Below are 24,728 nucleotides of genomic sequence, written 5' to 3' on the forward strand. Positions count from 1 at the left end.
CGCGGCGCGTCGGAAAGTCCAACGATTAGCTACAGCCGCGTTGTTACGCGATAATAGAAGGTAAGCAAGGACAAGAAGCAAACTGAGTATATGGCCCTGATGGCTTCCATCACGGCCCGCCGGGCAGCTTGATTGACTAAGCGGACGCAGCCCGGCCGGGCTGGTATGTCACTGGACTAATGGAGGGGATATTCCTTATGGCGGCTATGAAACCACGCACCGGCGACGGCCCGATGGAAGTTACCAAAGAAGGGCGCAGCTTGATTATGCGCGTCCCGCTCGAAGGCGGCGGGCGGCTTGTGGTCGAACTCAACTCCGCCGAAGCTACCAATTTGAAGGAATGCCTCGTCGGCGTTACCGAGTAGCCTCACAGCACGTTTGACAGAGGGCGGGGTCCGCGGCCGGATGGCAGCGGACCCCGCCCTCTTTTTCGTGTCAGGTTTCGTTGGTGCCCGCTACTTCTTGACGGCGACCAGCAGGCCGTCGCCGGTGGGCAGCATGGCCGACGCGAGGCGGTCGTCTTCGCGGATCGACTTGCCCACCTGGCGGAGCACCACGGTGGTGGCCTCGCGGGCGGCCGGGTTGGCGACCCGGTCCTTGTCCAGCGCGTCGTTGACGATCAGCAGGCCCCCGGACTTGAGCAGGCGGATGGCCTGTTCCACATAGCCGGGGTAGTTCGGCTTGTCGGCGTCGATGAAGACCAGATCATAGGCGCCGTCCGTCAGCCGGGGGAGGACGTCGCGGGCCCGGCCGGAAATGGTCCGCGTGCGGTTGGCCGGGCTGCCCGCTTCCTGGAACGCCTCGCGCGCGGCTTTCAGGTGCTCGACGTCGACGTCGATGGTGGTCAGCACGGCGTGGGGACCCAGTCCGCGCAGGATGCAGACGCCGGAGACGCCCGCGCCGGTGCCGATTTCGACCGCCGTCTGGGCCTTGGACGCCGCGGCCAGCACGGTCAGGACGGCTCCGACGCCCGGGCCAACCGGGGTCACGCCAAGTTCGAAGGACCGTTCGCGCGCGTGCAACAGAACCTCATCCTCAGCAGGCAGATCTTCTGCGTAGGACCAGCTCGTGGACTTATCGGCGCTCATGGAACTTCGCTTTCTGGGCGGCAGGGGAGTGTTTCCACCAGCCTACTGTGTCAGGTGGTGCCCGGCCGGGAGGCGCCCCCGCTGCGGAACGTGATGGCGGTCCCCCCGCGCGCATTCGGATGCGGGGCCGCTGGCCGGCGCGGAGGAGGCGGTGCGGCATGCCGGTTCTGCCGTGGGCAGAAGGTGCCCGGGCGTCAGGTAATTCCCAGCTTATTTTGAAATGATGGAGATCCGCTCATCCGCGTGGTGATCGGCGCCGAATCAAGGGTGCAGGAGCTTGCAGCCGCAAGCACCGTCCACGGCGTAGGCACCATCCACGAGGGGAGCGGACAATGTCGGCACTGGCAGCTGTCCCTACAACTGAAGAGTCCCAGCCCGCGGCGGAAACCGAGTGGGTCCGGCCCACCTGGGAGGAAGTGGTGACCAACCACTCCGCGAAGGTGTACCGCCTCGCGTACCGGCTCACCGGCAACAAGTACGACGCCGAGGACCTCACCCAGGAGGTGTTCGTCCGCGTCTTCCGCTCACTCGAGAACTTCAAGCCGGGCACCCTGGACGGGTGGCTGCACCGGATCACCACCAACCTTTTCCTGGACCAGGCACGGCGCAAGAGCCGGATCCGGTTCGACGCGCTGGCGGACGACGCCGAGTCGCGTCTGCCAGGACGCGAGCCGGGCCCGGAACAGAGCTTCGAATTCAACAACCTTGACGTCGATGTGCAGGCTGCCCTGGAAGAGCTTCCCCCGGATTTCCGCGCCGCCGTCGTGCTGTGCGACCTTGAGGGGCTGTCCTACGACGAGGTGGCCGTGGCCCTGGGCATCAAGCTCGGAACCGTCCGCTCCAGGATCCACCGCGGCCGCACCATGCTGCGGGAGAAGCTGGCGCACCGCGACCCGCGCCCGCAGCAGGCCGCCAAGACCTCGCTGAAGCCGCGGCTGAAGATGCCGCGCATCGCCGGTCTCCTCTGAACCAGGCGATGCGTCTGCTCGAGCGACTGTTGGGCTGCCGCGATCCGCGGCGCCGGCACCTGGAGTCCTGTGAGGAGTGCCGGCAACAGCTGCGCCGGGAACGCCAGTACCTGGAGCGGCTGCGTGGCGCCGAGGTCCCCCAGGCCAGCGATGACCTGACGGCCCGCCTGCTGGCCCGCACCGAGGAACTGGCCCGTACCGGGGCAACGGCAAACACAGCACAGCCGGATCCCCGCCGCCTGTCCGCGCCCGGTGCCCGCGGCTTCCATCCCGCACTGCGGGCCGCCGTGCTGGTGGCCGGCGGCGCGGCAGCAGCCGCCGCCCTGCTCGGCGGATCGGCCTACGTGATGGGCGGGGACACCGCCCCGCGGGCGGCCGGCACACCGGCTTCAGCCTTCCTGCAGCGGGACCTTGCCGTCTCCACGCCGGATGCCGTCGAGGCGGGCGCCGGGACGCCCGCCGGCTGGAGCCTCACCGGCAAACCTGATTTCACTCCGGCCGGAACTCTCACCGCGGCGCAGCTCGCGAGCCTGCGCTCCGAGGGCTGGACCTGCCCGGAGCTCCGCGAACTCGGCTACCATCTGGTCTGGGCCCGGGGAGGGGTGCTGGCCGGCGTCGACATCGTGGAACTTCGCCTCACCGACGGCACGAATTTCGCCACCATCCTCGAACAGCACCGTGAACTGCCCGGGCAGCCCGGCACGCCGGCGAGCGGGCCGCGAACCTCCCCTCCGGTCAATGTGCTCACGGGCCATCCCGCGACGTCGGACGGCTTCACCTCCGCGGTTGTCCCGGGCGGTGCTGCGACGGGCGCAGCGGCGGACGCCGGGGGAGCCGCGGGGCCCGGCAACGGGATCCTGTGGGTCAATGATGGTCCCCCCTTCGCTGCCATCTACCAGAAAGCGGATGCCACCTTCACCTACGTGTCCGACGAGCCCTCGGACCAGGCCGACGACGGCGTGGCCGCCCTGGTGCGGGCCGGCTCCGGGGCAAAGGCGGCCGCCGGAGACGCGGCCGGGTCCGGCGCAGAAGACAACTTCACCATCCGGCTGGAGCGCGGCCTGGGCAGGATCATGGAGCTGCTGGCCCCGTGAGCGGAGGTTCCGCCGAGGGCCGGCGCCGTGTGTCACGGCCGAATCGTCCCAGCTCCGATTGAGAGGGTAATCTTCCTACAGTGCTTGGAATCAATGGACCGGAGTTCTTACTTCTGCTGATCATCGGACTTCTGGTGATTGGCCCCAGCAGGCTGCCCGAATACACCCAGAAACTGGCCAACATCGTCAAGGAAGTCCGCCGGATGGCATCCGGGGCGCGGGAGCAGATCAAGGAAGAAGTCGGCATTGACATCGATGACGTCGACTGGAAGAAATACGATCCCCGGCAGTACGACCCGCGCCGGATCATCAAGGAAGCGCTGCTGGACGATGACACCAAGCCGGTCAGCGCCGGCGCCCCGGCCGCGGCAGCCACGGCGGTTGCTGCCTCCGCGGCCGCGGAACGCCGTCCGGCCCGCGTGATGGAGCGCCTCGCCGACGGCGAACCGGCGCCCTTCGACTCCGAGGCGACTTAGCGGGGCTGCAGGCCCAGGGACATTCCCCTCAGCCCCCGCGGGACCGCGGCGAGCTTCCCGGCGATGTCCAGCAGCGCCACGGCCGCCGGGGTCTCGGGGCGGCCCAGCACCAGGGGGACCCCGGCGTCCCCGCCCTCCCGGAGGAGGATGTCGAGCGGGATCTGGCCCAGCAGCGGGACGTCGGTGCCCACCGTCGCGGACAGCCGCTCGGCCAGCACAGCGCCGCCGCCGCTGCCGAACAGTTCCATCCGGCCGCCGTCGGGCATTTCCAGGTACGACATGTTTTCCACGACGCCGGCGACGCTCTGGCCGGTCCGGGTCGCGATGGCCCCCGCCCGCTCGGCCACGTCCGCGGCCGCGGCCTGCGGCGTGGTCACCACGAGGATCTGGGCCTTCGGCAGAAGCTGGGCCACAGAGATCGCGATGTCACCCGTGCCCGGCGGAAGGTCCAGGAAGAGGGCGTCGAGGTCACCGAAGTAGACGTCGGTGAGGAACTGCTCCAGGGCGCGGTGCAGCATGGGGCCCCGCCAGGCGATTGGCTGGTTGCCGGTGACGAACATGCCAATCGAGATGACTTTGACGCCGTAGGCCACCGGCGGCAGGATCATGTCGTCCACCCGGGTGGGGGCCTGCGTGATGCCCATCAGCGCCGGAACGGAGAACCCGTAGACGTCCGCGTCCACGATCCCCACACGGAGCCCCTGGGCGGCGAGAGCGCATGCCAGGTTGACGGTCACGGAGGACTTGCCCACCCCGCCCTTGCCGCTCGCGACGGCGTACACCCTGGTCAGCGAGCCGGGTTCGTTGAACGGGATCCCGCGCTGCCCGCCGGGGCCGCGGAGCTGCTCCTTGAGGGCGTCACGTTGCTCCTGCGTCATGACCTTCAGCTCGACGTCGACGCCGGTGACGCCCGGTACGGCGGCCAGCGCCGCCTCGCAATCAGCGGTAATGGTGCCGCGGAGCGGGCAGCCGGCGATGGTCAGGAGCACAGTGATCCGCACCTGGCCGCCGTCGGAGACCTCCACGGTGTCCACCATGCCCAGCTCGGTGATGGGACGGCGGAGCTCGGGGTCGATCACCGTGGCAAGGGCGGCATGCACGGCCTGCTCCAAGGCGGATTCCGGGGACGTGCCCTGCGAACTGCGGCCCTGGGTGTTGTTGTCCGTGCTGTTGCTGTCCTGGGTGGGGTTCATGCGGTGAATGCTCAGCTCTCGGGAGATGCAGGGTGCGCCGGGGCGCCGGCCGTGTCCGGCGCGGCGCCGCGCAGCGTGTCCGGCGGGGTGCCGGCTCTCTTGCTGGTTTTGGGGTCGTTCCTGCTGTCGGCCTTGACCCTGGGGATTTGCTGGGTCCGGGGGCCGCGCTGTTTGTCGCGGCGTTCCTTCAGCTTTTCCTTGACCTTGTCCCGCGGCGACTCGTGCGCTCCGGCCGAGGGATCGTGGGTGCGCAGTTCCTCCTGCGCTTCCAGCATGTCCTCGAGCAGGCTGCGCAGCTCGGCCCGGACGTAGTCGCGGGTGGCGACTTCCCGCAGGGCGATGCGCAGCGAAGCGAGTTCCCGCGTGAGGTACTCGGTATCAGAGAGGTTGCGTTCCGCGCGCTGGCGGTCCTGCTCGAGGGAGACGCGGTCACGGTCGTCCTGCCGGTTCTGGGCCAGGAGCAACAGGGGCGCGGCGTAGGAGGCCTGCAGCGAGAGCATCAGGGTCAGCAGGGTGAAACCGATGGCCCGGGAATCGAACTGCCAGGCCTCCGGGGCAAAAGTGTTCCAGGCCAGCCAAATGACGACGAACACCGTCATGTAGACCAGGAACTGCGGGGTGCCCATGAAGCGGGCGAAGCCTTCGGTGGTCTGGCCGAACGCGTCCGGATTCGGGGAAAACTTCGGCAGGATCCGCTGACGGCCGCTCAGCGGGGTGTCGAGGCTTCCCTTGGCCGATTTGCTGCCCGCCCGGACGTGCGGGTTCCGTGGTGCGGTGTTATCAGCCAATGCGGCCTCCAAGCTTCCTTATCGGGGCGTCGTCCTCGTGGGCGCGCCAGTCATCGGGCAGCAGATGATCCAGCACATCGTCAACAGTCACCGCCCCCACAAGCCGACCGTCGCTGTTGACGACGGGGAGCGAGTTGAGGTTGTAGGTGGCCAGCGTGCGGGCCACCTCGCTGATGTGGGCCTGGTCCGACACCGGCTCCAGGGTCTTGTCCACCAGGTTGCCCAGCGGTTCGGGCGGCGGGAAGCGCAGCAGCTGCTGGATGTGGACGACGCCGAGGAACCGGCCCGTCGGCGTCTCCAGCGGGGGCCGGGCAATGAAGATCGACGAAGCCAGGGCAGGGGAGAGCTCCTCGCGGCGCACGTGGGCCAACGCCTCCGCGACGGTGGCTTCCGGGGGCAGGATGACCGGAACCGGGGTCATCAGGCCGCCGGCGGTGTCCTCGTCGTATTCGAGCAGCCGCCGGACGTCCTCGGCACCTTCGGGCTCCATCAGCTGGAGCAGCTCCTCGGCCTGGGCGCTCGGGAGTTCGGCGAGGAGGTCGGCGGCGTCGTCCGGGTCCATCTCCTCAAGCACGTCCGCGGCACGGTTCACGTCGAGGGCGGAGAGGATCTCCACCTGGTCGCCTTCGCGCATCTCCTGCAGGACGTCCGCCAGCCGTTCGTCCTGCAGCTCACTGGCAACCTCGAAGCGGCGCTTGTCGCTCATCTCCTGCAGGGCTTCGGCGAAGTCCGCAGGCTTGAGATCCTCGTGGGTGGCGACAAACTGGGTGGCGGCCTGGGGCTCCGTGTGGGCGCCCTGCTGCGCGTCGGCCCAGTCGATGATCAGCGTCTCGTTGCGGCGCAGCCTGCTCAGCGGGGACAGGGAGTGGCCGCGGCGGACAAAGAGCTTGCTGACAAACCAGTCGCCGGAGCGGTGCCTGTCCATCGCGATGTCCTCGATCGTGGCGTCCCCGCTGCCGTCGGCGAGTGTGACGCGGCGGTCGAACATTTCGGCCACCACGAGGGTCTCGGCGCCGCGCTGTTCGAAACGGCGCAGGTTCACCAGCCCGGTGCAGATGACCTGGGTCTGGTCGATCGAGGTGATCCGGGTCATCGGCACGAAGACGCGCTTCTTCCCGGGGACCTCGACGACGATGCCCACCACGTGCGGGGCGCCGCGGGTGCCGCGGGAGAGCACGACAACATCGCGCAGCCGGCCCAGGCGGTCGCCCAGTGGGTCGAAGACGTCTAGGCCGAGCAGGCGCGCGACAAACACCCGCGAAACATTTGTGCTCACCTGTACAGGCTACCGAGTCCGCTCTCTTTTAGCTGAATTTACAGCCGGTGCCCAGCAGGATAGGTAAGAATAGGCGTATGTCAAACATTTTTGGTGCTCCCAGGGCTGGCGCCCCCAACGGCCCGGACGAGGCCCGCAGTGTCCCCAAGGGCGACACCGTCGGTTCCTACAACTCCTACCTGGACGCCCAGAAGGCGGTGGACTACCTCGCGGACCAGCAGTTCCCGGTGCAGATGGTCTCGATCGTGGGCAACGACCTGAAGATGGTGGAACGGGTGACAGGCCGGCTGACGTACCCGCGGGTGGCCCTGTCCGGCGCGCTGAGCGGCATGTGGTTCGGCTTGTTCGTCGGCATCATGCTGTCCTTCTTCGCCACCACGCCCGGGTATTTCTCCATTGTGACGTCGGTGCTTATGGGCGCGGCGTTCTTTATGCTGTTCGGCATCGTCACGTACGCCATGCAGCGGGGGAGGCGCGACTTCACCTCCACGAGCCAGGTGGTGGCGACCAACTACGACGTGGTGGTGTCCTTTGAGGCCGCGAACGAGGCACGGCGGTTGCTCCACCAACTGCCCATGACCCAGCGTGACGCCTCGGCATCGGCAGGAACGGCCGCCTACTCCCAGCGGGACTACCAGCACCAGCCCTACCAGCCCGGTCCCGGGCAGGGTTCCGACCAGCCCGGCCAGCAGGGTCAGGGTCCGCAGCGTCCCGCCGGCTGGAACGACCCCTACGGCCAGCGGGCTCCCGAACAGGGCGTTCAGCAGCCCGGTACGCAGCAGCCTGGTGGACCGCAGGCAGGCAACCAGCCGGCCGGAGGCCAGCAGGCAGAGCCCCACCTTCGACCGGTGGGATCTACCGAGACCGCGGCGGAGACCGAAGAGGTCGCCAAGCCCTCCGGGTTCTCCTACCCGGATCTGCCCGACGGTCGCCCGCAGTACGGGGTCCGCGTGAACGACGCGCCCAAGCAGGAGCCCGGACAGGGCGGCCCGCAGCAGTAGCCTGCAGCCTTTACCCGGAAATGCTGAAGGCCTCCGCCCGGAACGATCCGGGCGGAGGCCTTCTGCGTACCGGCGGCTGCGCCGCCGGGACAAGCGGAACTACGCCGTCTGGCCGTCCACTTCCTGGTAGATGCCCGCCATCCAGGACTCGACGTCGTCGGCCTTGCGGGGCAGGGCGGCGCTGAGGTTGACCGGACCGTCGGCGGTCATGAGGATATCGTCCTCGATCCGGACGCCGATTCCGCGGTATTCCGCGGGGATGGCGAGGTCCTCGTCCTTGAAGTACAGACCGGGTTCGATCGTGAAGACCATGCCGGGGGTGAGCACACCGTCGAGGTACAGTTCGCGCTTGGCCTGCGCGCAGTCATGCACGTCGAGGCCAAGGTGGTGGCTGGTGCCGTGCGGCATCCAGCGGCGGTGCTGCTGGCCTTCGGCGCTGATGGCTTCCTCGACGGAGACCGGCAGCAGCCCCCAGCCGGCCAGCCGCTCCGCCAGTACGGTGGTCGCGGCCGTGTGGATGTCGCGGAACCTCGTGCCCGGCTGTGCGGCGGCAAACCCGGCGTCGGCGGCGTCGAGCACTGCCTCGTAGACCTTGCGCTGGATCTCGGAGAACGTGCCGTTGGCCGGCAGGGTCCGGGTGATGTCCGCGGTGTACAGCGAATCCGCCTCGACTCCGGCGTCGAGCAGCAACAGCTCGCCGGCATTGACCTTGCCGGTGTTCCGGGTCCAGTGCAGCACCGTCGCGTTGTTGCCGGAAGCGGCGATGGTGTCGTAGCCGAGCTCGTTGCCTTCCTCGCGGGCGCGGGCGAAGAACGCACCTTCGACGACGCGTTCGCCGCGCTGGTGGGTGAGTGCCCGCGGCAGGGACTTGACGACCTCGGTGAACCCCTGGACGGTGGCGGCGACGGCAATCTTCATCTGCTCGACTTCCCACTCGTCCTTGAGCAGGCGCAGTTCGGAGAGGGCCTCGGTGAGCTTCTCGTCGAGGGCGTCAAGGATGCCCAGGTCCAGGTTCTCCGGGTCCTTGGCCGTGTTGTAGCGCGCGGTGTCCACGAGGGCGTCGATGTTCTCGTCCACCTTCCGCACCAGCCGGATGGAGATCCCGCCGATTTCGGGGGCACCCACGTTCTTGGTGATGCCGAGTTCGAGTTCGCTGATGTCTGCCGTGTCCAGGCCGAGGCGGGCCTTGAATTCGGCCAGGGTGGGACGGGCGCCGATCCAGAACTCGCCGGAGCGGGAGTCCGCGTAGAACTGTTCGGTGTCGCGCCCGGCCAGCGGGCGGAAGTACAGCGTCGCGCGGTGGTGGCCGCCGTCGTCGCCCTTGCCTTCCTCCACGGGTTCCAGGATGAGCACGGCGTCGGGTTCGTGGTCCAGGCCGAGGCCGGTCAGGTGCGCGAAGCCGGAGTGCGGGCGGAAGCGGTAGTCGCAGTCGTTCGAGCGGACCTTCAGCGGACCGGCGGGAATGACCAGGCGTTCGCCTTTGAACTGCTCTGAAATGGCGCGCCGGCGGGTGGCTGCGTGGCCGGCGACGGCGACGCGTTCCGGCAGCTGCTCGCGGGACGGGGCCCAGTTGCTGGCCATAAACGCCTTGAAGGCATCGGAGCTGGGCCGCTGTGAGCGGTTGTTGACGCGCTCGTCGAGGGGCTGGGAAGCGGAGACTTGGGTGTTATCTGCATCGTTCACCGTCCCATAGTCTCACCAGCGGAGCGGCTTAGGCCAACAGGCCGGGGCGTTCATCCGCTGTATCCCTCCAGGGGTCTGCCATGCCGATCTACTAGGCTGGTGAGGTGAGGATCGACCTGCATGCCCACTCGAATGTTTCCGACGGCACCCAAGCGCCCGGCGCGGTGATGGCTTCAGCGGCGGAGGCGGGACTCGACGTCGTCGCCCTGACCGATCACGACTCCACCGACGGCTGGGCCGGGGCCGCCGCGGGCGCCCGGGAACACGGCGTTGCGCTGGTGCCGGGAATGGAGGTCTCCTGCCGGACGGTGGAGGGCATCAGCGTGCACCTCCTCTGCTACCTGCATGACCCGACGCACCCCGGGCTGCTGGAGGAAATCACCAAAGCCAAGGACGCCCGGTTCACCCGGGCCGAACGGATGGTCAGCCTGCTCGCGGAGGACTACCCGCTGAGCTGGGACGATGTCATCCATCACGTGGCCCCCGGCGCGACGCTTGGCCGGCCGCACATCGCCGACGCGCTCGTCGCCGCTGGTGTGGTCGCTGACCGCACGGAGGCGTTCGAATCCATCCTGACCTCGCGTTCACGCTACTTTGTGCAGCACTACGCGCCTGACCCTGCGTTCGCCGTCGAACTGGTCCGCGCGGCCGGCGGCGTGCCGGTGTTCGCTCATCCCGTGGCGTCCGCCCGCGGGCGGATCGTGGGGGAGCGCACATACCGGGAGATGATCGACGCCGGGCTGGCCGGGCTGGAAATCTACCACCGGGACAATCCGGAGGAGGGCAGGGCGTTCCTGCGCAAGCTCGCGGACCGGCACGGGCTGCTGGTCACGGGCTCCTCCGACTACCACGGGGCCGGGAAACCGAACCTGCTGGGCGAGAACCTGACTTCGCCCGAGGTGTTTGCCCGGATCGAGGAACTGGGAACCGGAACCCCCGTGGTCCGCTGACCCGCCCGCCTCGCTTGTTGAGCTATCGGTTTTGGTCCTTATCGGGCCCGAATAGCCACCACAAGTGACAGCGCAACAGGTTAATTTGGGAAAGCGGTGAACGCGGCGTGCGGGGCGAGCCGCTTCTCCATGACGTCGATCGCGGGCTGGTTCTGGTCCACGCAGACGAACCTGCGGTCCAGCTTCGCCGCGACGGCGCCCAGCGTCCCGGAACCCGCGAAGAAGTCCAGGCACCAGTCGCCGGGCCGGCTGGATGCTGCCACGACACGACGGATCAGCCCTTCCGGCTTCTGCGTCGGGTAGCCGGTCTTCTCCTTGCCGGTGGGGGAGACAATCGTGTGCCACCAGACGTCCGTGGGCAGCTTGCCGAGTTCCCGCTTGGCCGGAGTGACGAGGCCGGGGGCCATGTACGGCTCCCGGTCCACCTCGGCGCTGTCGAAGTGGTATTTCGTGGGGTTTTTGACGTACACGAGGATGTTGTCGTGCTTGGTGGGCCAGCGGTATTTGGCGCGGGCACCGTAGTCGTAGGCCCAGATGATCTCGTTCAGGAAGCACTCGCGGCCGAAAATGGCGTCGAGCATGACCTTGGCGTAGTGCACCTCCCGGTAGTCCAGGTGCAGGTACAGGGTGCCGTCGTCGGCGAGCAGCCGCCAGGCCTCGACGAGCCGCGGCTCGAGGAAGGTCCAGTAGTCGCTGAACGCGTCGTCGTACTTGTGCAGCGCGCCCTTGATGGTGTCGTAGGACCGGCCCTTGAACCCGACCCGGTCGCCCTCGCCGCCGGCGTTGAGCACCATCTTTGTTTCCTGGCGCTTCTGGACCCGGCCGGTGTTGAAGGGCGGGTCCACGTAAATCAGTGTGAAGGCGCCGTCCGGCAGCGTCGGGAGGTACTCCGCGTTGTCCGCGTGTACCACCAGGTTGCTGCCGTCCGGCGCCCAGACGGTGTCAGCCACGTTGGGGTTTAGGCCTCGGTGCTGCTGGCCGGAGCCCCGGCCTGTGCCTCGCCTGCGACCACTTCGCCGTTGCGGCGGCGGGTGCGGGTGCGGCGGCGGGCGCGGGTGGCGCGGTCAACCTCGGTCGGCGCGCTGGCCGTTGCCTTGGCCGGGGCGTCGGCGGCGGGGCCGGTGCTGGCTTCGGCCTCGGCGGGACGACGACGGCGGTCTCCTGACCGTGTGCTGTCCTGTCCGCCAGCGGCGCCACCGCTGCGGCGTCCGTCGCGGCTTCCGGAGCGTCCGCCGCTACGGGTGCTGTCGGCATCGCCGGAGCGTCCGCCGCTGCGGCTTCCGTCGCGCCCGCCCGTGCTGCTGCCGGCACCACCACTGCGGCTTCCGCCGCTGCGGGTACTGTCGCGTCCGCCGGTGTTCTTCTTGCCGGTCTCGCCCAGGTCCTCGAGAACCTCGGCGTCGACGCCTGCCAGCACCCGCTTGTCGCGGGGCAGCCGGCCCTTGGTGCCCTCGGGGATGTCGAGTTCCTCGAAGAGGTGCGGCGAGGAGGAGTAGGTTTCCACCGGCTCCGGGACGCTGAGTCCCAGGGCCTTGTTGATCAGGCCCCAGCGGGGCATATCGTCCCAGTCGACGAAGGTCACGGCGGTGCCCTTGTTGCCGGCGCGGCCGGTGCGGCCCACGCGGTGCAGGTAAATCTTCTCGTCCTCGACGCACTGGTAGTTGATGACATGCGTGACGTCGTCGACGTCGATGCCGCGGGCGGCGACGTCGGTGGCGACGAGGACGTCCACCTTGTTGTTGCGGAAGGCGCGGAGGGCCTGCTCACGGGCGCCCTGGCCGAGGTCGCCGTGGATGGCGGCTGCGGCGAAGCCGCGGTCCACGAGTTCCTCGGCAACCTTTGCGGCGGTGCGCTTGGTCTTGGTGAAGATGATGGTGCGGCCTCGGCCGCGGGCCTGCAGGATGCGGGCCACTACCTCGATCTTGTCCATGCTGTGGGCACGGTAGATCAGCTGGCGGATGTCGCGCTTGGTCAGGCCCTCGTCGTCCGGGTCGGCGGCGCGGATGTGGGTCGGCTGCGTCATGTAGCGGCGCGCCATGGCGATGACCGGGCCGGGCATCGTGGCGGAGAACAGCAGCGTCTGGCGGACGGGCGGCGTGCCGGCGATGAGGGTCTCGACGTCGGGAAGGAAGCCGAGGTCCAGCATTTCGTCGGCCTCGTCAAGGATGACCATCTTGACGTTCTTGAGGACGAGGTGCTTCTGCTTGTACAGGTCGATGAGGCGGCCGGGAGTACCGACGACGACCTCGACGCCCTTCTGCAGCGCCTCGACCTGCGGCTCGTAGGCACGGCCGCCGTAGATCGTGGTGATCCGGGCGTTGCGCTTGCGGGCGGCGTTCTGCAGGTCGCTGGCAACCTGGACAGCCAGTTCGCGGGTCGGGACGATCACGAGGGCCTGCGGGGCGCCGGGGGCGGGGAGTTTGTCGAACCCGGCGTCGTCCGGTCCGATGACGCGCTGCAGCGCCGGGATGCCGAAGCCGAGGGTCTTACCGGTTCCGGTCTTGGCCTGGCCGATGATGTCGTGGCCGCTCAGGGCGACCGGCAGGGTCATGGCCTGGATCGGGAAGGGGTGGGTAATGCCGGCGTCGGCAAGGGATTCCACGATATCGGCGCGGACGTTGTAGTCAGCGAAGGTCTTCTCGGCAATCTCGTGCGGCTTTTCGTCCGAGATGATGGTCTCTTCCGGCTCGATCGTTTCCGTTCCGGAGTCGTCGGTCAGAAGCTGGTGCGTGTGCAATTCACTCACAGGGGAGTTTCCTTATTCATTTGGGCTGCGCTGCTTGCTCAACGGGGCCGGCCGGGTGGCCGTTCCGGAGCACGCTCAGGCGCGCAAGCAAATCCAGTGGAAGCCGATCGCGGGCTATCTAAATGCTGGCACTGGGGACCAGCGGGTCAATCTCAAGATCGCGTAGGGGCGGGCTTGTTGAATTCGAAAATCAAGGAAATCAACGACCGGGCATCCATATCTACCCTTCCAGTCTAGCTGTACGCGGCCCGGATCCTTGACGGACCGTGCTGTGTCATTAAAGATGGGCGGCGGGACACCACACCGATCGCTCAGCCCACCAGCTCCAGCCGGACCTCGCGGGCGGCAATGTCGGCGGAAACAATCCGCACCCGGACGTGGGTGCCGGGTTCCAGTTCGCCGGGGCAGCGGGCCGTGACCGCGGGCTCCGCGATCTGCACGATCCCGGAGGGACCGTTTCCGTTGCCGCCCCCGTTGCCGTTCTTTCCGTTGCCGCTCCCGTTCTTTCCGTTCTTGCTTTTCCCGTTGCTGCTCTTTCCGTTCCCGGCGGGTTTGGAACCGGAGATCACGACGGCGTCGAACTCCTGGCCGACGTGGTTGACCAGCAGTGCCGCCTCGACGGTGTCGAGGGCGAGCCGCTCCAGCCGGGCGGCCAGCTGGTCCGAGGCGGCCATGATCGCGGGCAGCGACGGCAGGGCTTCGCGGGCCCAGGCCGGGACCTCCGCGCCGTTGCTGAGTGCCTCGCAGATCACCAGGACAAAACGGTCGATCAGCCGGCGCAGCGGGGCAGTGGAGTGGGCGTAAGCGGCCCCGATCGCGGCCTGGATGGCGGCGTCGGGAACCGTTCCGTCGAACGGGGTGTACCCGGCGCCGCGGAACAGCATGCCGGCCGAGTGCACGATCGCCAGCTGCTGCGGGTCCGTCGGATCAAGGGTGCGCAGGTATTCGCCGTAGCTCATTTCGCCGTCCCAGGGCTTGCCCAGGGCGCGGGTCTGGCGGTGGAAGTGCGCCAGCGATGCGGCATCCGGGGCCGGCATGGTGCGCAGGATGCCGACTTTGCCCTGCAGCATGATCCCAGCGGCCGCCATCCCCGTCATCAGGGAAATCTGGGCGTTCCAGTCCTCCACGGGCAGCGGCGGGGCAGCGACAATCCGGTAGCCGCCGTCGGGCAGCTGCTCGATTTCCTGTTCCGGCATGTTGAGGCTGGCGCCTCCACGGAGCCGTTCCAGCTCCACCCGCTTCATTCCGACTTCCTTGAGCAGCTGCAGTACGGGCGCGGCGGTGCCGGCGTCGAGCTCGGCCTGCACGCCCGGGTAACTGAGCTTGGCGCGGCTGCGGACGGAGGCCCGGCGGACCCGCACCGTGGACACTTCGGCGGCGGCGTCCAGCTCGAATTCCCACACAAACGCGGCGCACAGCTGGCCGGCTAGCAGGCTTCCGGCCTCCTCGCTAATGACCTCCGGGTGCAGCGGAATCCGGCCATCCGGGGTGTAAAAGGTCTGGCCCCGGCGGCGGGTCTCGGCGTCGAGGGCACCGCCGGGGGCAACAAAGGAGGGGACGTCGGCGATCGCGTAGAACACGGAGTAGCCCTCGCCGGAGCGGTCGATGAAGAGGGCCTGGTCCAGGTCGGTGGACGACGCCGGATCGATGGTCACGAACTCGATGTGCGTGAAATCCAGGTCCGGCAGCTCGTGGCGGGCGACTGCCTCCTTGGCCTCCCGGAGCGCGTCCTCGGGGAATGGGCCGGGCAGTTCAAGCGTTGCCCGCAACGCGCTGAGCGCCTCGGCCAGTTGGTTCTGTTGCCGGTGGACGCTCGGGGTCAGGCGGTGATGGGACACGAAAATCAGATTAGCTTCATTTGCGCCATTAGTCTTGGATCATGAGCACATCCCCGGCTGATCCCGCCCGATACCACAGCTTTCTGAGGGATCTGCTCGGTGTGATGGCCTACGGCGAGCTCTCCGCCTTCGAACGGCTCTCCTCCGACGCGCGGTATTCACCGTCCCTGCACGACCGCGCGGTGCTGGGCAGGATCGCCGTGATCGAGTTCCAGCACTACGAACTCGTGAGCGCCAAGCTCGATGCCATGGGCCTGGACCCGGAGGCGGCCATGCTGCCGTTCCAGCCATCCGTGGACCACTTCCACGAACGAACCCGCCCGGCGGACTGGTACGAATCCCTCATGAAGGCGTACGTGATCGACACCGTCTCCGCCGATTTCTACCGGGCCATTTCTCGCTACGTCGACGCCGGGACCCGGGACCTGGTGGAGCAGATCCAGGCCGATGAAGAGGCCACGGCGGTGCTGCGGGAACGGCTCAAGTCCGCCCTGGCCGATGACCCGCGGCTGGCGTCACGGCTGGCACTGTGGGCCAGGCGCCTCCTCGGGGAAGCCCTGACCCAGGCCCAGCGGGTGAGCTTCGAGCACGCGTTCATCGGCGGCCTGGCCGGCGCGGATGAGGACGGGTCCACGGACGACAGGTCCAGGGAACTTGTCCGCGGGCTCATGGCGGAACTGGCAGCCAACCACTCGCGCCGGATGACGGCGCTCGGTCTGGCCGGTTGAGTCTGGCCGGCTGAGCGCCGCGCTCAGTTGCCGGCGGCGTCGAGTGCGGCCAGCAGGGCCCGGGCGGCGCCGGCGGGATCGTCGGCTTCTGTGATGGCCCGGACCACCACGATCCTGCGGGCGCCGGCTGCCACCACCTGTTCCACATTTCCGAGGTCGATGCCGCCGATCGCGAACCACGGCACACCATCTGCCACCTGGCCCTCGACAGTCTTCCCCTCGGTTGTCTTCCCCTCCGCTCTCTTCCCCTCCGGGGGCTCGGCCCGGCGGACGGCCTCCGCCGCGTAGCGCACCAGATCAAGTCCGACGGCGGCGCGGCCCGGCTTCGTGGGAGTGGCCCACACCGGCCCCACGCAGAAGTAGTCCAGGCCGTCGCGGCCGGCTGAGGACGCAAGGGCCGCGTCCACCTGCTCCGGGCTGTGGGTGGACAGCCCGATCACGGTGTCCTTGCCCAAGAACGTCCTGGCGGCGCCGGTGGGGATGTCCTTCTGCCCGATATGGAATACCGGAGCCCCGGAGAGCGAGGCGAGGTCTGCCCGGTCGTTGACAGCCCAGAGGCGGCTATGGCGACGGGCTGCCTGGTGCAGGACCTCCAGCAGTTCCAGTTCCTCGGCCGCCTCCAGCGACTTGTCGCGCAGCTGGATGATATCGACGCCGCCGGCAAAAGCCTCGTCCACGAAGTCCGCAAAGTCGCCGCGGTCCTGCCGGGCGTCGGTGCAGAGGTATAGGCGGGCGGTGGTGTGGACGGCATCCTGGCTCATGCCCCCAGCCTAGTTCCTCTAAACTGGGCCAATACCGCGGGAGCCCGCCGCCGTCGACGCCACCAGCGTCCGGCGCCGGCAGGCTGAGAGGGCGTCAGAGCCGACCGCTTGACCTGATCCGGTTAGTACCGGCGTAGGGAAGGAATCCTTCATGGGCACCACATCGGTCCGCGGCACGGCCGTGGGTAATGACGCCGCAGCGCCCGTGTCCGCCGCCGATGACACCGAAGCCGGGAAATGTTACGACGTCGCCGTGATCGGCGGCGGCGTTGTGGGCCACGGAATCGCGTGGGCGGCGAGGCGCTCCGGCCGAACGGTCGCCCTCATCGACGACGCCCCGGGCAGCGGCGCCAGCTGGGCCGCCGCCGGCATGCTCGCCCCCGTCAGTGAACTGCACTACCAGGAAGAATCCCTCCTGGAGCTCATGCTCGAGTCCTCACGCCTCTGGCCGGCATTTGCCGCCGCGCTGGAGGACAGGGGTGACGGGCCGGATACCTGCGCCGCCGCCGGTGCCGCCAGCAGCACGGGGTACCTCACGACGCCGACCCTCGCCGTGGGTGCCGACGCCGCCGACCGCCGGGCGCTCGCGGACCTGCGCACCGTCCAGCAGGCGTCCGGCCTTGCCGTCGAGCCGCTGACCGTCCGGGAGGCGCGCACGCGCGAACCCCTGCTGAGCCCCGGCATCTCCTGCGCCTTCGACATTTCCGCCGACCACCAGGTGGACCCCCGCCGGCTGCTCGCCCGGATCGCGGAACTCCTGGCCGCGGACAGCCACTTCGACACGATCGGGCGTCGCGCTGCCGGGCTGTCCTGGCAGGACGGGCGCGTGGCCGGAGCCGTCCTAGTCGGCGGCGACACGGTCCTGGCCAGGGAAACCATCGTCGCCAACGGCCTCGGCGCCGCCGCGCTCCGGTGCCTGCCCGCCGGACTCCGGCTGCCGCTGCGGCCGGTCCACGGCGATATTCTCCGGCTCCGGGTCCCGGAGAAGCTGCGGCCGCTCCTGACGTCCACCGTCCGGGGACTGGTCCGCGGGGTGCCCGTCTACATCGTTCCCCGGCAGGACGGCACAGTGGTGATCGGTGCCACGCAGCGGGAGGATGCCCTCGGCGAAAACGGCCACGCACCGGACGGTGCCACGCCCGGCTCCGCGGTGTCCGCCGGCGGCGTCTACCAGCTGCTGCGCGACGCCCAGCACCTGGTCCCCGCCGTCGCCGAACTCGAACTGCTCGAGGCCACCGCCAGGGCCCGGCCCGGGACCCCGGACAACGCGCCCCTGCTGGGCCGCGTGGCGGAACCGGGAGGCCAGGGGGACATTGCGGGGCTGATTATCGCCACCGGCTTCTTCCGGCACGGAATCCTCCTCACGCCGGCCGCCGCGGAGATCTGCCGGCAGCTGCTCGACGGCGTCGAGGACCCCCGCTGGGCCCGTTTCCGGCCGGACAGGTTCGCCGCCGGTACCGGGCCGGCCGGCCCGGCCTCCACCCGACAGCAGAACATGACCACGCGGACCACCAATCCCAACCCTGAGCACAGCAAGGAATCGGTATGAACATCACATTGAACGGAAACGGGCACACGGTTCCCGACGGCGCCTCGGTGGGCGCCCTCGTCAGCGCGGTCACCGGCCGGCCGCTGGCCCCGAACGGCCAGTCTGTGGACGGCGGGAAACTCGGGGTCGCCGTCGCCCGCAACGCCGAGGTGGTTCCCCGCAGCCAGTGGCACGGCACCGCGCTCGCCGACGGCGACGACGTCGAGCTGGTCACGGCGGTGCAGGGAGGATGAGCAGCGTGGAAAACACCACACTGGCAGCGGCACCGGAGGCGTCAACGGCTGGCGCGGATCTTTTTGAGGTGGATGGCGTGCGGCTGGGGTCGCGGCTGATCATGGGCACCGGCGGGGCGCCGAGCCTGGACGGTCTGGGCGCAGCGCTGCTGGCGTCCGGCACCGAGCTGACCACCGTCGCCATGCGCCGTTACTCACCTGCGGAGACGGGTTCGCTGTTTCAGCTGCTGCTGGACCACAACATCCGGGTGCTGCCCAACACCGCCGGCTGCTTCACCGCCAGGGACGCCGTGCTGACCGCCGAACTGGCCCGCGAAGCCCTCGAAACGGACTGGGTGAAGCTGGAAGTCATCGCGGACGAGCACACCCTGCTGCCGGACGCCGTCGAACTCGTCGAGGCCACCGAGCAGCTCGTGGGCCGGGGGTTCAAAGTCTTCGCCTACACCAACGACGACCCCGTGCTTGCCCTGCGGCTCGAAAACCTCGGCGCCGCCGCGGTGATGCCGCTGGGCGCGCCGATCGGCACCGGCCTGGGCATCCTGAATCCACACAATATCGAACTCATCGTCTCGCGGGCCTCCGTGCCCGTGGTCCTCGACGCCGGGATCGGCACGGCCTCCGACGCCGCCCTCGCCATGGAGCTTGGCTGCGACGCCGTGCTGCTGGCCACGGCCGTGACCCGGGCACAGAATCCGGTGTTGATGGGGGAGGCCTTCAAGCACGCGGTAATCGCCGGTAGGCTGGCAAAAAGGGCCGGCAGGATCCCGCGCCGGGAGCACGCGTTGGCGTCCTCGGCCATGGAGGGACGGGCCGAATTCCTGTAGGCCCTCCGGCGCAGCAAAGGAGCCTGCCATGGCAGCCACAGAGGACGTCCTCAACGAGGGCCAGGTCGACGCGGCCCTGGCGGGGCTGCCGGACTGGAGGCACCGGCTCGGCGGTCTCGTCACCGTCTACAAAGCGCCGACGGCGGCCGCGGCGCTGGAACTGATCGCCGCCGTCGGACGCCTGGCCGAAGAACAGAACCACCACCCCGACCTGGACTGGCGCTACCGCAGGGTCTTCCTGCGATACAGCTCCCACGACGCCGGGGACAACGTCACGCGGCGGGACGTCGCCGCCGCAACGGCCGCCGGCGCGGCCGCCGCCCGGCTCGGCGCTGTCGCGGAACCTCCGCCGCAGTAGGTCCGGGGCCGGTCCCGGGCCGGCGGAAACAGCGGCGGCCGGGGCGTTAACGAACCGTGACCACGCACCCGGGCCCGGGCGGTGGTCACGGTTGCAGGGCTGCTGCCGCGAACGGCTAGTAGCGCAGGATGGCGGTGAGCCGGGCGGTGTCGCGGCCGGTGCGGGTCTTGCCGAGGTAGAGCGCAGCCGCCACGGCGGCGGCGGCGCCCAGGACCATGGGTAGTATCCACGGAATCCAGGTCAGCCCGGGCTGGTAGCCCAGTCCGGCGGCGATGAAGATGATCCAGCTCAACATCCCGGCGGTGAGCGATACGCCTGCCGGGACCGCTATGCCGTACTTGGCGTGCCGCTTGTCATTGGCCCAGACCACAAAGCCCGCGGCCACGGTCACCAGGGCAACCACAATCAGGGAAAGCATGTTTGGACTCCTTGCGGATCTGGGGACTGGGTTCAGCAGCGGCCGGTGGTGACTAGAACGCGCCGAAACCGACGCGGCGCACTTCCTCGGCGCCGATTTCAACATAGCCCAGGACATTCGAGGGAATGATGATCTGGCGGCCCTTTTCGTCCGTCAGCCGCAGCTCCGAGCCCTTGGCGATGGCCTCGCCGACCAATTTAGCCACGGCGTCGGCATCCTGGGCCGATTCCAGGACAATCTCGCGGCCGATGTTCTGAATGCCGATCTTTACTTCCACAGCAAGGCCTCCCAGCCAATCAAAGTCCAACAAAAATCAAAGCGTCATCTCTATTTGTAGTCTAGGTTTCCTTGGGGAAGCGTGAGATTCCGCGCCAAGCTAAACGGTAGATCAGGTCGCTGGCCACATCGAGGTCAAGATTGCCGTCGGTTTCCAGCCAGTACCGGGCGCTGACATGCGCCAGTCCGGCGAGTCCGCGTCCCAGCAGCTGGGACTCCAGTTCGGGCAGCTTCGTGTCCTCGGCGATGACCCGGGCGACGGCGTCGGCGAAGGTCTTGTTGAATGTTTCCAGCCGGGCGCTGACGTCGGGGTCGTTGACGAGGTCGGACTCGAAAACCAGGCGGTGGGCCTGGTCGTCGCTGGCGATGAAGCGGAAGTAGGCGCGCATGACGGCCTGGACGCGCTCATCGTTGTCGGTGGTGGAGTTGAGGGCCCCCAGCAGCAGCTCGGTCAGCTTGCTCAGCTGGCTGTCCAGCAGCGCGATATACAGCTCGCGTTTGGACGGGAAGTGCTGGTACAGCACGGGCTTGCTGACGTGGGCGGTCTCGGCGATCTCATCCATCGCGGCGCCGTGATACCCGTTGGCGACGAACACTTCCTGGGCCGCCGCGAGCAGCTGTGCCCGGCGTTCATCGCGGGGCAGCCGTGCCGACCGCTGTCCGCCTCGTGCCGGTGCCTCCGGCGACTTGCCTGCGTGACCCCGCTCAACCGGTGCCTGATGAACCACTGTCGGCCTTCTTTCGCTTGCTGTTACTTCCACTTTACGTGTCAGTAATATGACCTGGCGGCAACTTCGGGCATAGATTGAAGTATGGCTTCCAAGTTCACCCCCAATGCTGCCCCCGCAACCCCGGAAACGGCGCCCGGACCACTGGTGGAGCCGGCTGACGGCTTGAGCACGGAAGAAGTCGAACGCTACTCCCGCCACCTCATCATCCCGGAGATCGGGGCGATCGGGCAGCGCCGCCTGAAGAACGCCAAGGTCCTCGTGATTGGCGCCGGCGGCCTCGGCTCTCCCGCGCTGCTCTACCTGGCCGCCGCCGGCGTGGGCACCCTGGGCATCGTCGACGACGACACGGTGGACCTGAGTAACCTCCAGCGCCAGGTGATCCACGGCGTCGCCGATGTGGGCCGGCCCAAGATCGAGTCCGCCCGGGACGCCATCGCCGCGCTGAACCCGCTGGTGGAGGTCCGCCTCCACAATGTCCGTCTGGACGCCTCAAACGCGCTGGAACTGTTCGCCGGCTACGACCTCATCCTCGACGGCGCCGACAACTTCGCCACCCGGTATCTCGTGAACGACGCCGCAGCGATCCTCGGCAAGCCCTACATCTGGGGTTCGATCTTCCGCTTCGACGGGCAGGTCAGCGTCTTCTGGGAACAGCACGGCCCCACCTACCGCGATCTGTACCCCGAGGCGCCGCCCGCAGGTTCCGTGCCGTCCTGCGGGGAAGGCGGCGTGTTCGGGATGTTGTGCGCTGCCGTGGGCTCGCTCATGGTGACGGAGGCCGTCAAGCTGATCACCGGCGTCGGGCGCTCACTGCTGGGCAGGGTGGCGCTCTTCGACGCACTCGGCGGGACCTGGCGCGAAATCAAGGTCTCCCGCGATCCCGAGGCGGAACGGATCACGGAACTCACCGACTATGAGGCGTTCTGCGGCATCGCCCCCGCCGCGGAGGCGGGCACCGAACATACCGTGACGGCGGCGCAGCTGGCCACGATGCTGGCCTCCCGCACGGCCGGGCTCAAAGATTTCCAACTCGTCGACGTGCGCGAGACCGGGGAATTCGAGATCGTCCGGATCGACGGGGCGGTGCTGATCCCGCATGGCCGGATCCTGGCCGGGGAGGCGTGGCACGAGCTTCCGCAGGACCGGGACATCGTGTTCCTCTGCAAGGGCGGGACCCGGTCCGCGGCCGTCCTCGCCGCCGCCCGGACTGCCGGCTACGAGCGCGTCAGCCACCTCGACGGCGGAATCCTGGCCTGGGTGCGGGACGTTGAGCCCGGGAAACCGGTCTACTGACCCAGTGCGCGGTGTTAGCGGCGGAGCTCAGTTGACGGCCCCGATGCCGGGCCGCTTGAGTGCCTCAAGATGGTCTTTCACCCGCAGTGGGTGATGACTGCCCCCACTGGAACCGCTAGCTTGGCGAACATGTGATTGACCAGCCTCCGTCGCCTGTGAGTCCTCACTAAAAGCTCCCGCAGTCCGGCGGACGGCCAGCGGAAGGAGGAGGGATGCCCAACTGCAACCATGGTCGCGCCGGTCCCGTTCCCGCGGCGCTTCCGTTTGCTGGGAGCCGTCTTTCGGGCGGACGCTGGCTGATGTCGACCCGCTCTGAAAGCAGGACATTCGGGGTGGCCCGAATCGTCACAGCCGCGCCGGGTTGCCGGTAATGAGCGGGCCCGCCGCGTCGCCGCCCAGCTTCGATCCGGCTGTCGTAATTCGTTCCAGGCCATACATCGCCGCGCTCCTGCTGGCAGCGGCCCTGGGCGTCCCCATCTCGGCTGTTGCGTACGGCTTTCTCGCTTTGGTCGCTGCAGTCCAGCGCTACATCTTCGACGGGCTGCCGAATCAAGTCCTCGGGGGTCCTGCTCCCGCGTGGTGGCCGGTTCCCTGGTTGGTGCTGTGCGGGCTGTTGACGGCGTTGACCATCCGGTATTTGCCGGGAACCGGGGGCCACTCGCCCGCCTTCGGATTCAAGACGGGCGGCGGTCCGCCCGCCGGCCGGGAGCTCGTGGGCATCTTTCTCGCGGCGCTGGCCACGCTCAGCCTGGGTGCGGTGCTCGGACCCGAGGCGCCGCTGATCGCAATCGGTGGCGGCCTCGGGGCGTTGGCGGTGCACCTGGTGAACAAGGACGCCCCGCCGATGGCCCTGACGATCATGGCGTCGGCAGGCAGTTTCGCAGCGATCAGCACCCTGCTCGGGTCTCCTGTGCTCGGGGCATTCCTGATCATGGAGGCCGCCGGGATCGGGGGAATGACTCTGAGCCTGATGGCGCTGCCCGGCCTGCTCGCTTCGGGAGTCGGGGCGCTGGTGTTCGTCGGCTTGGACGGCTGGACCGGGTTGGGCAGCTTCTCGCTGGCACTGCCTGTGGTGCCACCTGCCGAGGCGCCGACCTTGGCGACGTTGGGCTGGGCGGTGGTCATGGGCGCGGTCGGTGCACTGCTGGGATGGTTGATCCGCTGGGTCGGTCTGTCGCTTCGTCCTATTGTGCATCTGAACCGGGCGTTGGTGACGTCCGCGCTCGGTTTGCTGATCGGTCTTACCGCGATGGCGTACCAGTTGATCTCCGGGAACAGCTTTACGCAGGTGTTGTTCTCGGGGCAGGACGCACTTCCGGAGCTGGTCGAACACGCCACGAACTACTCGCTTCCTGTCCTGATCCTGCTGATCGCTTGCAAGACCCTGGCCTACGGGCTCTCGCTGAGCGCATTCCGTGGTGGGCCGGTGTTCCCGTCGATGTTCATCGGTGCCGCGCTCGGTATTGCTGCGAGTGCGTTGCCCGGAATGAATCTCGCGGCAGCCATCGGCATGGGCATCGGAGCCATGTGCGCAGCCATGCTGCGGCTGCCGTTGACGTCGACCCTGCTGGCCACGCTGCTACTGGGGGTGGATGGTGTGGCCGTCACACCCCAGGTAGTGGTGGCTGTGGCGGTGGCCTTCGTGATCACCAATGTGCTCCCGGCCCCGGGTCCGACGGCGGAGGTGGCGCCCGCCGCCGTCGGCAGCGTCCAACAGCGGGCTCCCCGGAGGGCAACGTGAGCGCGGGCCGAACGACGGTACGGGACCGGTGGATCGCCTGGTTGTTCATCGTTGGTTCGAGTCTGTTCGCCGTGGGGGCGGTGCCGTTCTACGCCGAGGCCGTGGGATTGTTCTGGTGCGGAGTCACCTTCTTCGTCGGTTCGCTGTTCTTCACCTGTGCGGCGTTCCTGCAGTACCGCGAAGCCGTTGATGCGCTTCCGGCCGTCGGTGCCGGGGGACGCCGTCCGTTGTGGGTATGGGCTCCGAGGGATCTCGTCTGGCTCGCCGGTGCGATTCAACTTGCCGGCACGCTGTGGTTCAACTGGAGCACAGCGAACGCACTGCTGGGCAATCTCAGTGCGGCGCAGACCGAGCAGCGGGTGTGGCGACCCGACGCCTTCGGCTCAGTCGCCTTCCTCCTGTCCAGCGGTGTGGCGTTGCGGTATGCCGGCCGCGGCACCATTGCCGGCCGGCCCAGGCCCCGGGCATGGAAGATCGGCGTCATCAACGTGGCCGGCTCAGTTGCGTTCGGCATCTCGGCGGCCGCGGCCTTTGTCATACCGTCGAGCGGCAGTGTCTGGAACGCCGAACTGTCCAACCTCGGCACCCTCGTGGGAGCTCTGTGCTTCCTCGCCGGCGCGATTCTGATGCTCAGTCCGGAATCCACCGACGCCTCGGTTCCCGCGGACCGGGGAACTCAGCCGTAACCCGTTTCAATAGTCCTTGGAGGAGAAGT

At 68.4% G+C, this 24,728-nt stretch carries 26 protein-coding genes and 1 riboswitch; of the genes, 14 read left to right on the top strand and 12 right to left on the bottom strand.

The annotated features are described in order from the left end of the window. The first annotated feature begins 197 nt into the window (after positions 1 to 197). A complete protein-coding gene (locus tag AB4Y67_RS03890; RefSeq protein ID WP_069949162.1) occupies positions 198 to 365 on the top strand; it encodes a DUF3117 domain-containing protein in 168 nt (55 codons plus the stop codon). A gap of 90 nt (positions 366 to 455) precedes the next feature. Here the strand turns inward: AB4Y67_RS03890 and AB4Y67_RS03895 are convergent, their stop codons facing one another. Next, the gene (locus AB4Y67_RS03895) at positions 456 to 1,088 is read right to left on the bottom strand and encodes an O-methyltransferase (RefSeq protein WP_441404477.1); all 633 of its coding nucleotides are present in this window, start codon (positions 1,086 to 1,088) and stop codon (positions 456 to 458) included. 332 nt (positions 1,089 to 1,420) lie between these two features. Here AB4Y67_RS03895 and sigE point away from each other — a divergent pair, with 332 nt between their 5' ends. The 3 genes from sigE (at position 1,421) to AB4Y67_RS03910 (ending at position 3,626) form a co-directional block, all read left to right on the top strand. Beyond that, complete coding sequence (gene sigE, locus AB4Y67_RS03900) at positions 1,421 to 2,056, top strand: RNA polymerase sigma factor SigE (RefSeq protein ID WP_441404478.1); 636 nt, start codon at positions 1,421 to 1,423, stop codon at positions 2,054 to 2,056. Between the two features lie 8 nt (positions 2,057 to 2,064). Next, the gene (locus tag AB4Y67_RS03905) at positions 2,065 to 3,150 is read left to right on the top strand and encodes an anti-sigma factor family protein (RefSeq protein WP_441404479.1); all 1,086 of its coding nucleotides are present in this window, start codon (positions 2,065 to 2,067) and stop codon (positions 3,148 to 3,150) included. A gap of 80 nt (positions 3,151 to 3,230) precedes the next feature. After that, positions 3,231 to 3,626, top strand: coding sequence for a twin-arginine translocase TatA/TatE family subunit (locus AB4Y67_RS03910; RefSeq protein WP_441404480.1), 396 nt, complete (start codon positions 3,231 to 3,233; stop codon positions 3,624 to 3,626). Here the strand turns inward: AB4Y67_RS03910 and AB4Y67_RS03915 are convergent. The 3 genes from AB4Y67_RS03915 to AB4Y67_RS03925 are packed head-to-tail and all read right to left on the bottom strand — an operon-like array spanning position 3,623 to position 6,883. Continuing rightward, positions 3,623 to 4,819 (bottom strand): Mrp/NBP35 family ATP-binding protein, encoded by a 1,197-nt coding sequence (locus AB4Y67_RS03915; RefSeq protein ID WP_441404481.1) that lies wholly within the window; start codon positions 4,817 to 4,819, stop codon positions 3,623 to 3,625. The genes AB4Y67_RS03910 and AB4Y67_RS03915 overlap by 4 nt on opposite strands. An 11-nt stretch (positions 4,820 to 4,830) precedes the next feature. After that, positions 4,831 to 5,619 carry a DUF1003 domain-containing protein gene (locus AB4Y67_RS03920; RefSeq protein WP_441404482.1) on the bottom strand — a complete coding sequence of 263 codons (789 nt, stop codon included), beginning with the start codon at positions 5,617 to 5,619 and terminating at the stop codon, positions 4,831 to 4,833. Next, positions 5,600 to 6,883 (bottom strand): magnesium transporter MgtE N-terminal domain-containing protein, encoded by a 1,284-nt coding sequence (locus AB4Y67_RS03925; protein ID WP_441404483.1) that lies wholly within the window; start codon positions 6,881 to 6,883, stop codon positions 5,600 to 5,602. The genes AB4Y67_RS03920 and AB4Y67_RS03925 overlap by 20 nt, the downstream gene beginning before the upstream one ends. A 77-nt stretch (positions 6,884 to 6,960) precedes the next feature. Here AB4Y67_RS03925 and AB4Y67_RS03930 point away from each other — a divergent pair, with 77 nt between their 5' ends. After that, a complete protein-coding gene (locus AB4Y67_RS03930) occupies positions 6,961 to 7,884 on the top strand; it encodes a general stress protein (RefSeq protein ID WP_441404484.1) in 924 nt (307 codons plus the stop codon). A 99-nt stretch (positions 7,885 to 7,983) separates the two neighbouring features. Here the strand turns inward: AB4Y67_RS03930 and AB4Y67_RS03935 are convergent, their stop codons facing one another. Beyond that, positions 7,984 to 9,567, bottom strand: a complete 1,584-nt coding sequence (locus AB4Y67_RS03935) for an aminopeptidase P family protein (protein ID WP_441404485.1) — start codon at positions 9,565 to 9,567, stop codon at positions 7,984 to 7,986. A 104-nt stretch (positions 9,568 to 9,671) separates the two neighbouring features. Here AB4Y67_RS03935 and AB4Y67_RS03940 point away from each other — a divergent pair, with 104 nt between their 5' ends. Then, complete coding sequence (locus AB4Y67_RS03940; RefSeq protein WP_441404486.1) at positions 9,672 to 10,517, top strand: PHP domain-containing protein; 846 nt, start codon at positions 9,672 to 9,674, stop codon at positions 10,515 to 10,517. An 80-nt stretch (positions 10,518 to 10,597) separates the two neighbouring features. On the opposite strand, the gene AB4Y67_RS03945 is transcribed toward AB4Y67_RS03940, so the two are convergent. From AB4Y67_RS03945 to AB4Y67_RS03955, 3 genes are all read right to left on the bottom strand, one after another. Further along, positions 10,598 to 11,467, bottom strand: coding sequence for a DNA-methyltransferase (locus AB4Y67_RS03945; RefSeq protein ID WP_441404487.1), 870 nt, complete (start codon positions 11,465 to 11,467; stop codon positions 10,598 to 10,600). 8 nt (positions 11,468 to 11,475) lie between these two features. Continuing rightward, positions 11,476 to 13,263 carry a DEAD/DEAH box helicase gene (locus tag AB4Y67_RS03950; protein WP_441404488.1) on the bottom strand — a complete coding sequence of 596 codons (1,788 nt, stop codon included), beginning with the start codon at positions 13,261 to 13,263 and terminating at the stop codon, positions 11,476 to 11,478. Between the two features lie 311 nt (positions 13,264 to 13,574). Beyond that, positions 13,575 to 15,101, bottom strand: coding sequence for an RNB domain-containing ribonuclease (locus AB4Y67_RS03955; protein ID WP_441404489.1), 1,527 nt, complete (start codon positions 15,099 to 15,101; stop codon positions 13,575 to 13,577). A 41-nt stretch (positions 15,102 to 15,142) separates the two neighbouring features. Here AB4Y67_RS03955 and AB4Y67_RS03960 point away from each other — a divergent pair, with 41 nt between their 5' ends. Then, the gene (locus AB4Y67_RS03960; RefSeq protein ID WP_441404490.1) at positions 15,143 to 15,829 is read left to right on the top strand and encodes a ferritin-like fold-containing protein; all 687 of its coding nucleotides are present in this window, start codon (positions 15,143 to 15,145) and stop codon (positions 15,827 to 15,829) included. Between the two features lie 23 nt (positions 15,830 to 15,852). On the opposite strand, the gene AB4Y67_RS03965 is transcribed toward AB4Y67_RS03960, so the two are convergent. Beyond that, positions 15,853 to 16,590, bottom strand: coding sequence for a thiamine phosphate synthase (locus AB4Y67_RS03965; RefSeq protein ID WP_441404491.1), 738 nt, complete (start codon positions 16,588 to 16,590; stop codon positions 15,853 to 15,855). A gap of 26 nt (positions 16,591 to 16,616) precedes the next feature. Beyond that, a riboswitch (TPP riboswitch) is annotated at positions 16,617 to 16,748 on the top strand. Here AB4Y67_RS03965 and thiO point away from each other — a divergent pair. From thiO to AB4Y67_RS03985, 4 genes are all read left to right on the top strand, one after another. After that, positions 16,742 to 18,139 carry a glycine oxidase ThiO gene (gene thiO / locus AB4Y67_RS03970; protein WP_441404492.1) on the top strand — a complete coding sequence of 466 codons (1,398 nt, stop codon included), beginning with the start codon at positions 16,742 to 16,744 and terminating at the stop codon, positions 18,137 to 18,139. (Overlaps the previous riboswitch by 7 nt.) Then, the gene (thiS, locus tag AB4Y67_RS03975; RefSeq protein WP_441404493.1) at positions 18,136 to 18,372 is read left to right on the top strand and encodes a sulfur carrier protein ThiS; all 237 of its coding nucleotides are present in this window, start codon (positions 18,136 to 18,138) and stop codon (positions 18,370 to 18,372) included. Before thiO ends, thiS begins: the two co-directional genes overlap by 4 nt. After that, entirely contained in the window at positions 18,369 to 19,196 is an 828-nt protein-coding gene (locus AB4Y67_RS03980; protein WP_441404494.1) for a thiazole synthase, read from the top strand. Before thiS ends, AB4Y67_RS03980 begins: the two co-directional genes overlap by 4 nt. Before the next feature lie 28 nt (positions 19,197 to 19,224). After that, the gene (locus tag AB4Y67_RS03985) at positions 19,225 to 19,554 is read left to right on the top strand and encodes a 4a-hydroxytetrahydrobiopterin dehydratase (RefSeq protein ID WP_441404495.1); all 330 of its coding nucleotides are present in this window, start codon (positions 19,225 to 19,227) and stop codon (positions 19,552 to 19,554) included. A 115-nt stretch (positions 19,555 to 19,669) separates the two neighbouring features. On the opposite strand, the gene AB4Y67_RS03990 is transcribed toward AB4Y67_RS03985, so the two are convergent. From AB4Y67_RS03990 to AB4Y67_RS04000, 3 genes are all read right to left on the bottom strand, one after another. Beyond that, positions 19,670 to 19,972: a hypothetical protein gene (locus AB4Y67_RS03990; protein ID WP_441404496.1), complete on the bottom strand. Its 303-nt coding sequence runs from the start codon at positions 19,970 to 19,972 to the stop codon at positions 19,670 to 19,672. 52 nt (positions 19,973 to 20,024) lie between these two features. Continuing rightward, on the bottom strand, positions 20,025 to 20,249 hold the full coding sequence (locus AB4Y67_RS03995; RefSeq protein ID WP_441404497.1) for a DUF3107 domain-containing protein: 225 nt from the start codon (positions 20,247 to 20,249) through the stop codon (positions 20,025 to 20,027). Between the two features lie 61 nt (positions 20,250 to 20,310). Next, positions 20,311 to 20,976, bottom strand: coding sequence for a TetR/AcrR family transcriptional regulator (locus tag AB4Y67_RS04000; RefSeq protein WP_441404498.1), 666 nt, complete (start codon positions 20,974 to 20,976; stop codon positions 20,311 to 20,313). An 84-nt stretch (positions 20,977 to 21,060) separates the two neighbouring features. Here AB4Y67_RS04000 and moeB point away from each other — a divergent pair, with 84 nt between their 5' ends. The 3 genes from moeB (at position 21,061) to AB4Y67_RS04015 (ending at position 24,699) form a co-directional block, all read left to right on the top strand. Continuing rightward, on the top strand, positions 21,061 to 22,272 hold the full coding sequence (moeB, locus tag AB4Y67_RS04005; protein WP_441404499.1) for a molybdopterin-synthase adenylyltransferase MoeB: 1,212 nt from the start codon (positions 21,061 to 21,063) through the stop codon (positions 22,270 to 22,272). Positions 22,273 to 22,642: 370 nt separating this feature from the next. Continuing rightward, complete coding sequence (locus AB4Y67_RS04010; protein WP_441404500.1) at positions 22,643 to 24,013, top strand: chloride channel protein; 1,371 nt, start codon at positions 22,643 to 22,645, stop codon at positions 24,011 to 24,013. Then, positions 24,010 to 24,699: a hypothetical protein gene (locus tag AB4Y67_RS04015; protein ID WP_441404501.1), complete on the top strand. Its 690-nt coding sequence runs from the start codon at positions 24,010 to 24,012 to the stop codon at positions 24,697 to 24,699. The genes AB4Y67_RS04010 and AB4Y67_RS04015 overlap by 4 nt, the downstream gene beginning before the upstream one ends. Positions 24,700 to 24,728: the final 29 nt, after the last annotated feature.

The organism is Arthrobacter sp. YAF17 (genome assembly GCF_052113365.1).
Taxonomy (GTDB): domain Bacteria; phylum Actinomycetota; class Actinomycetes; order Actinomycetales; family Micrococcaceae; genus Arthrobacter.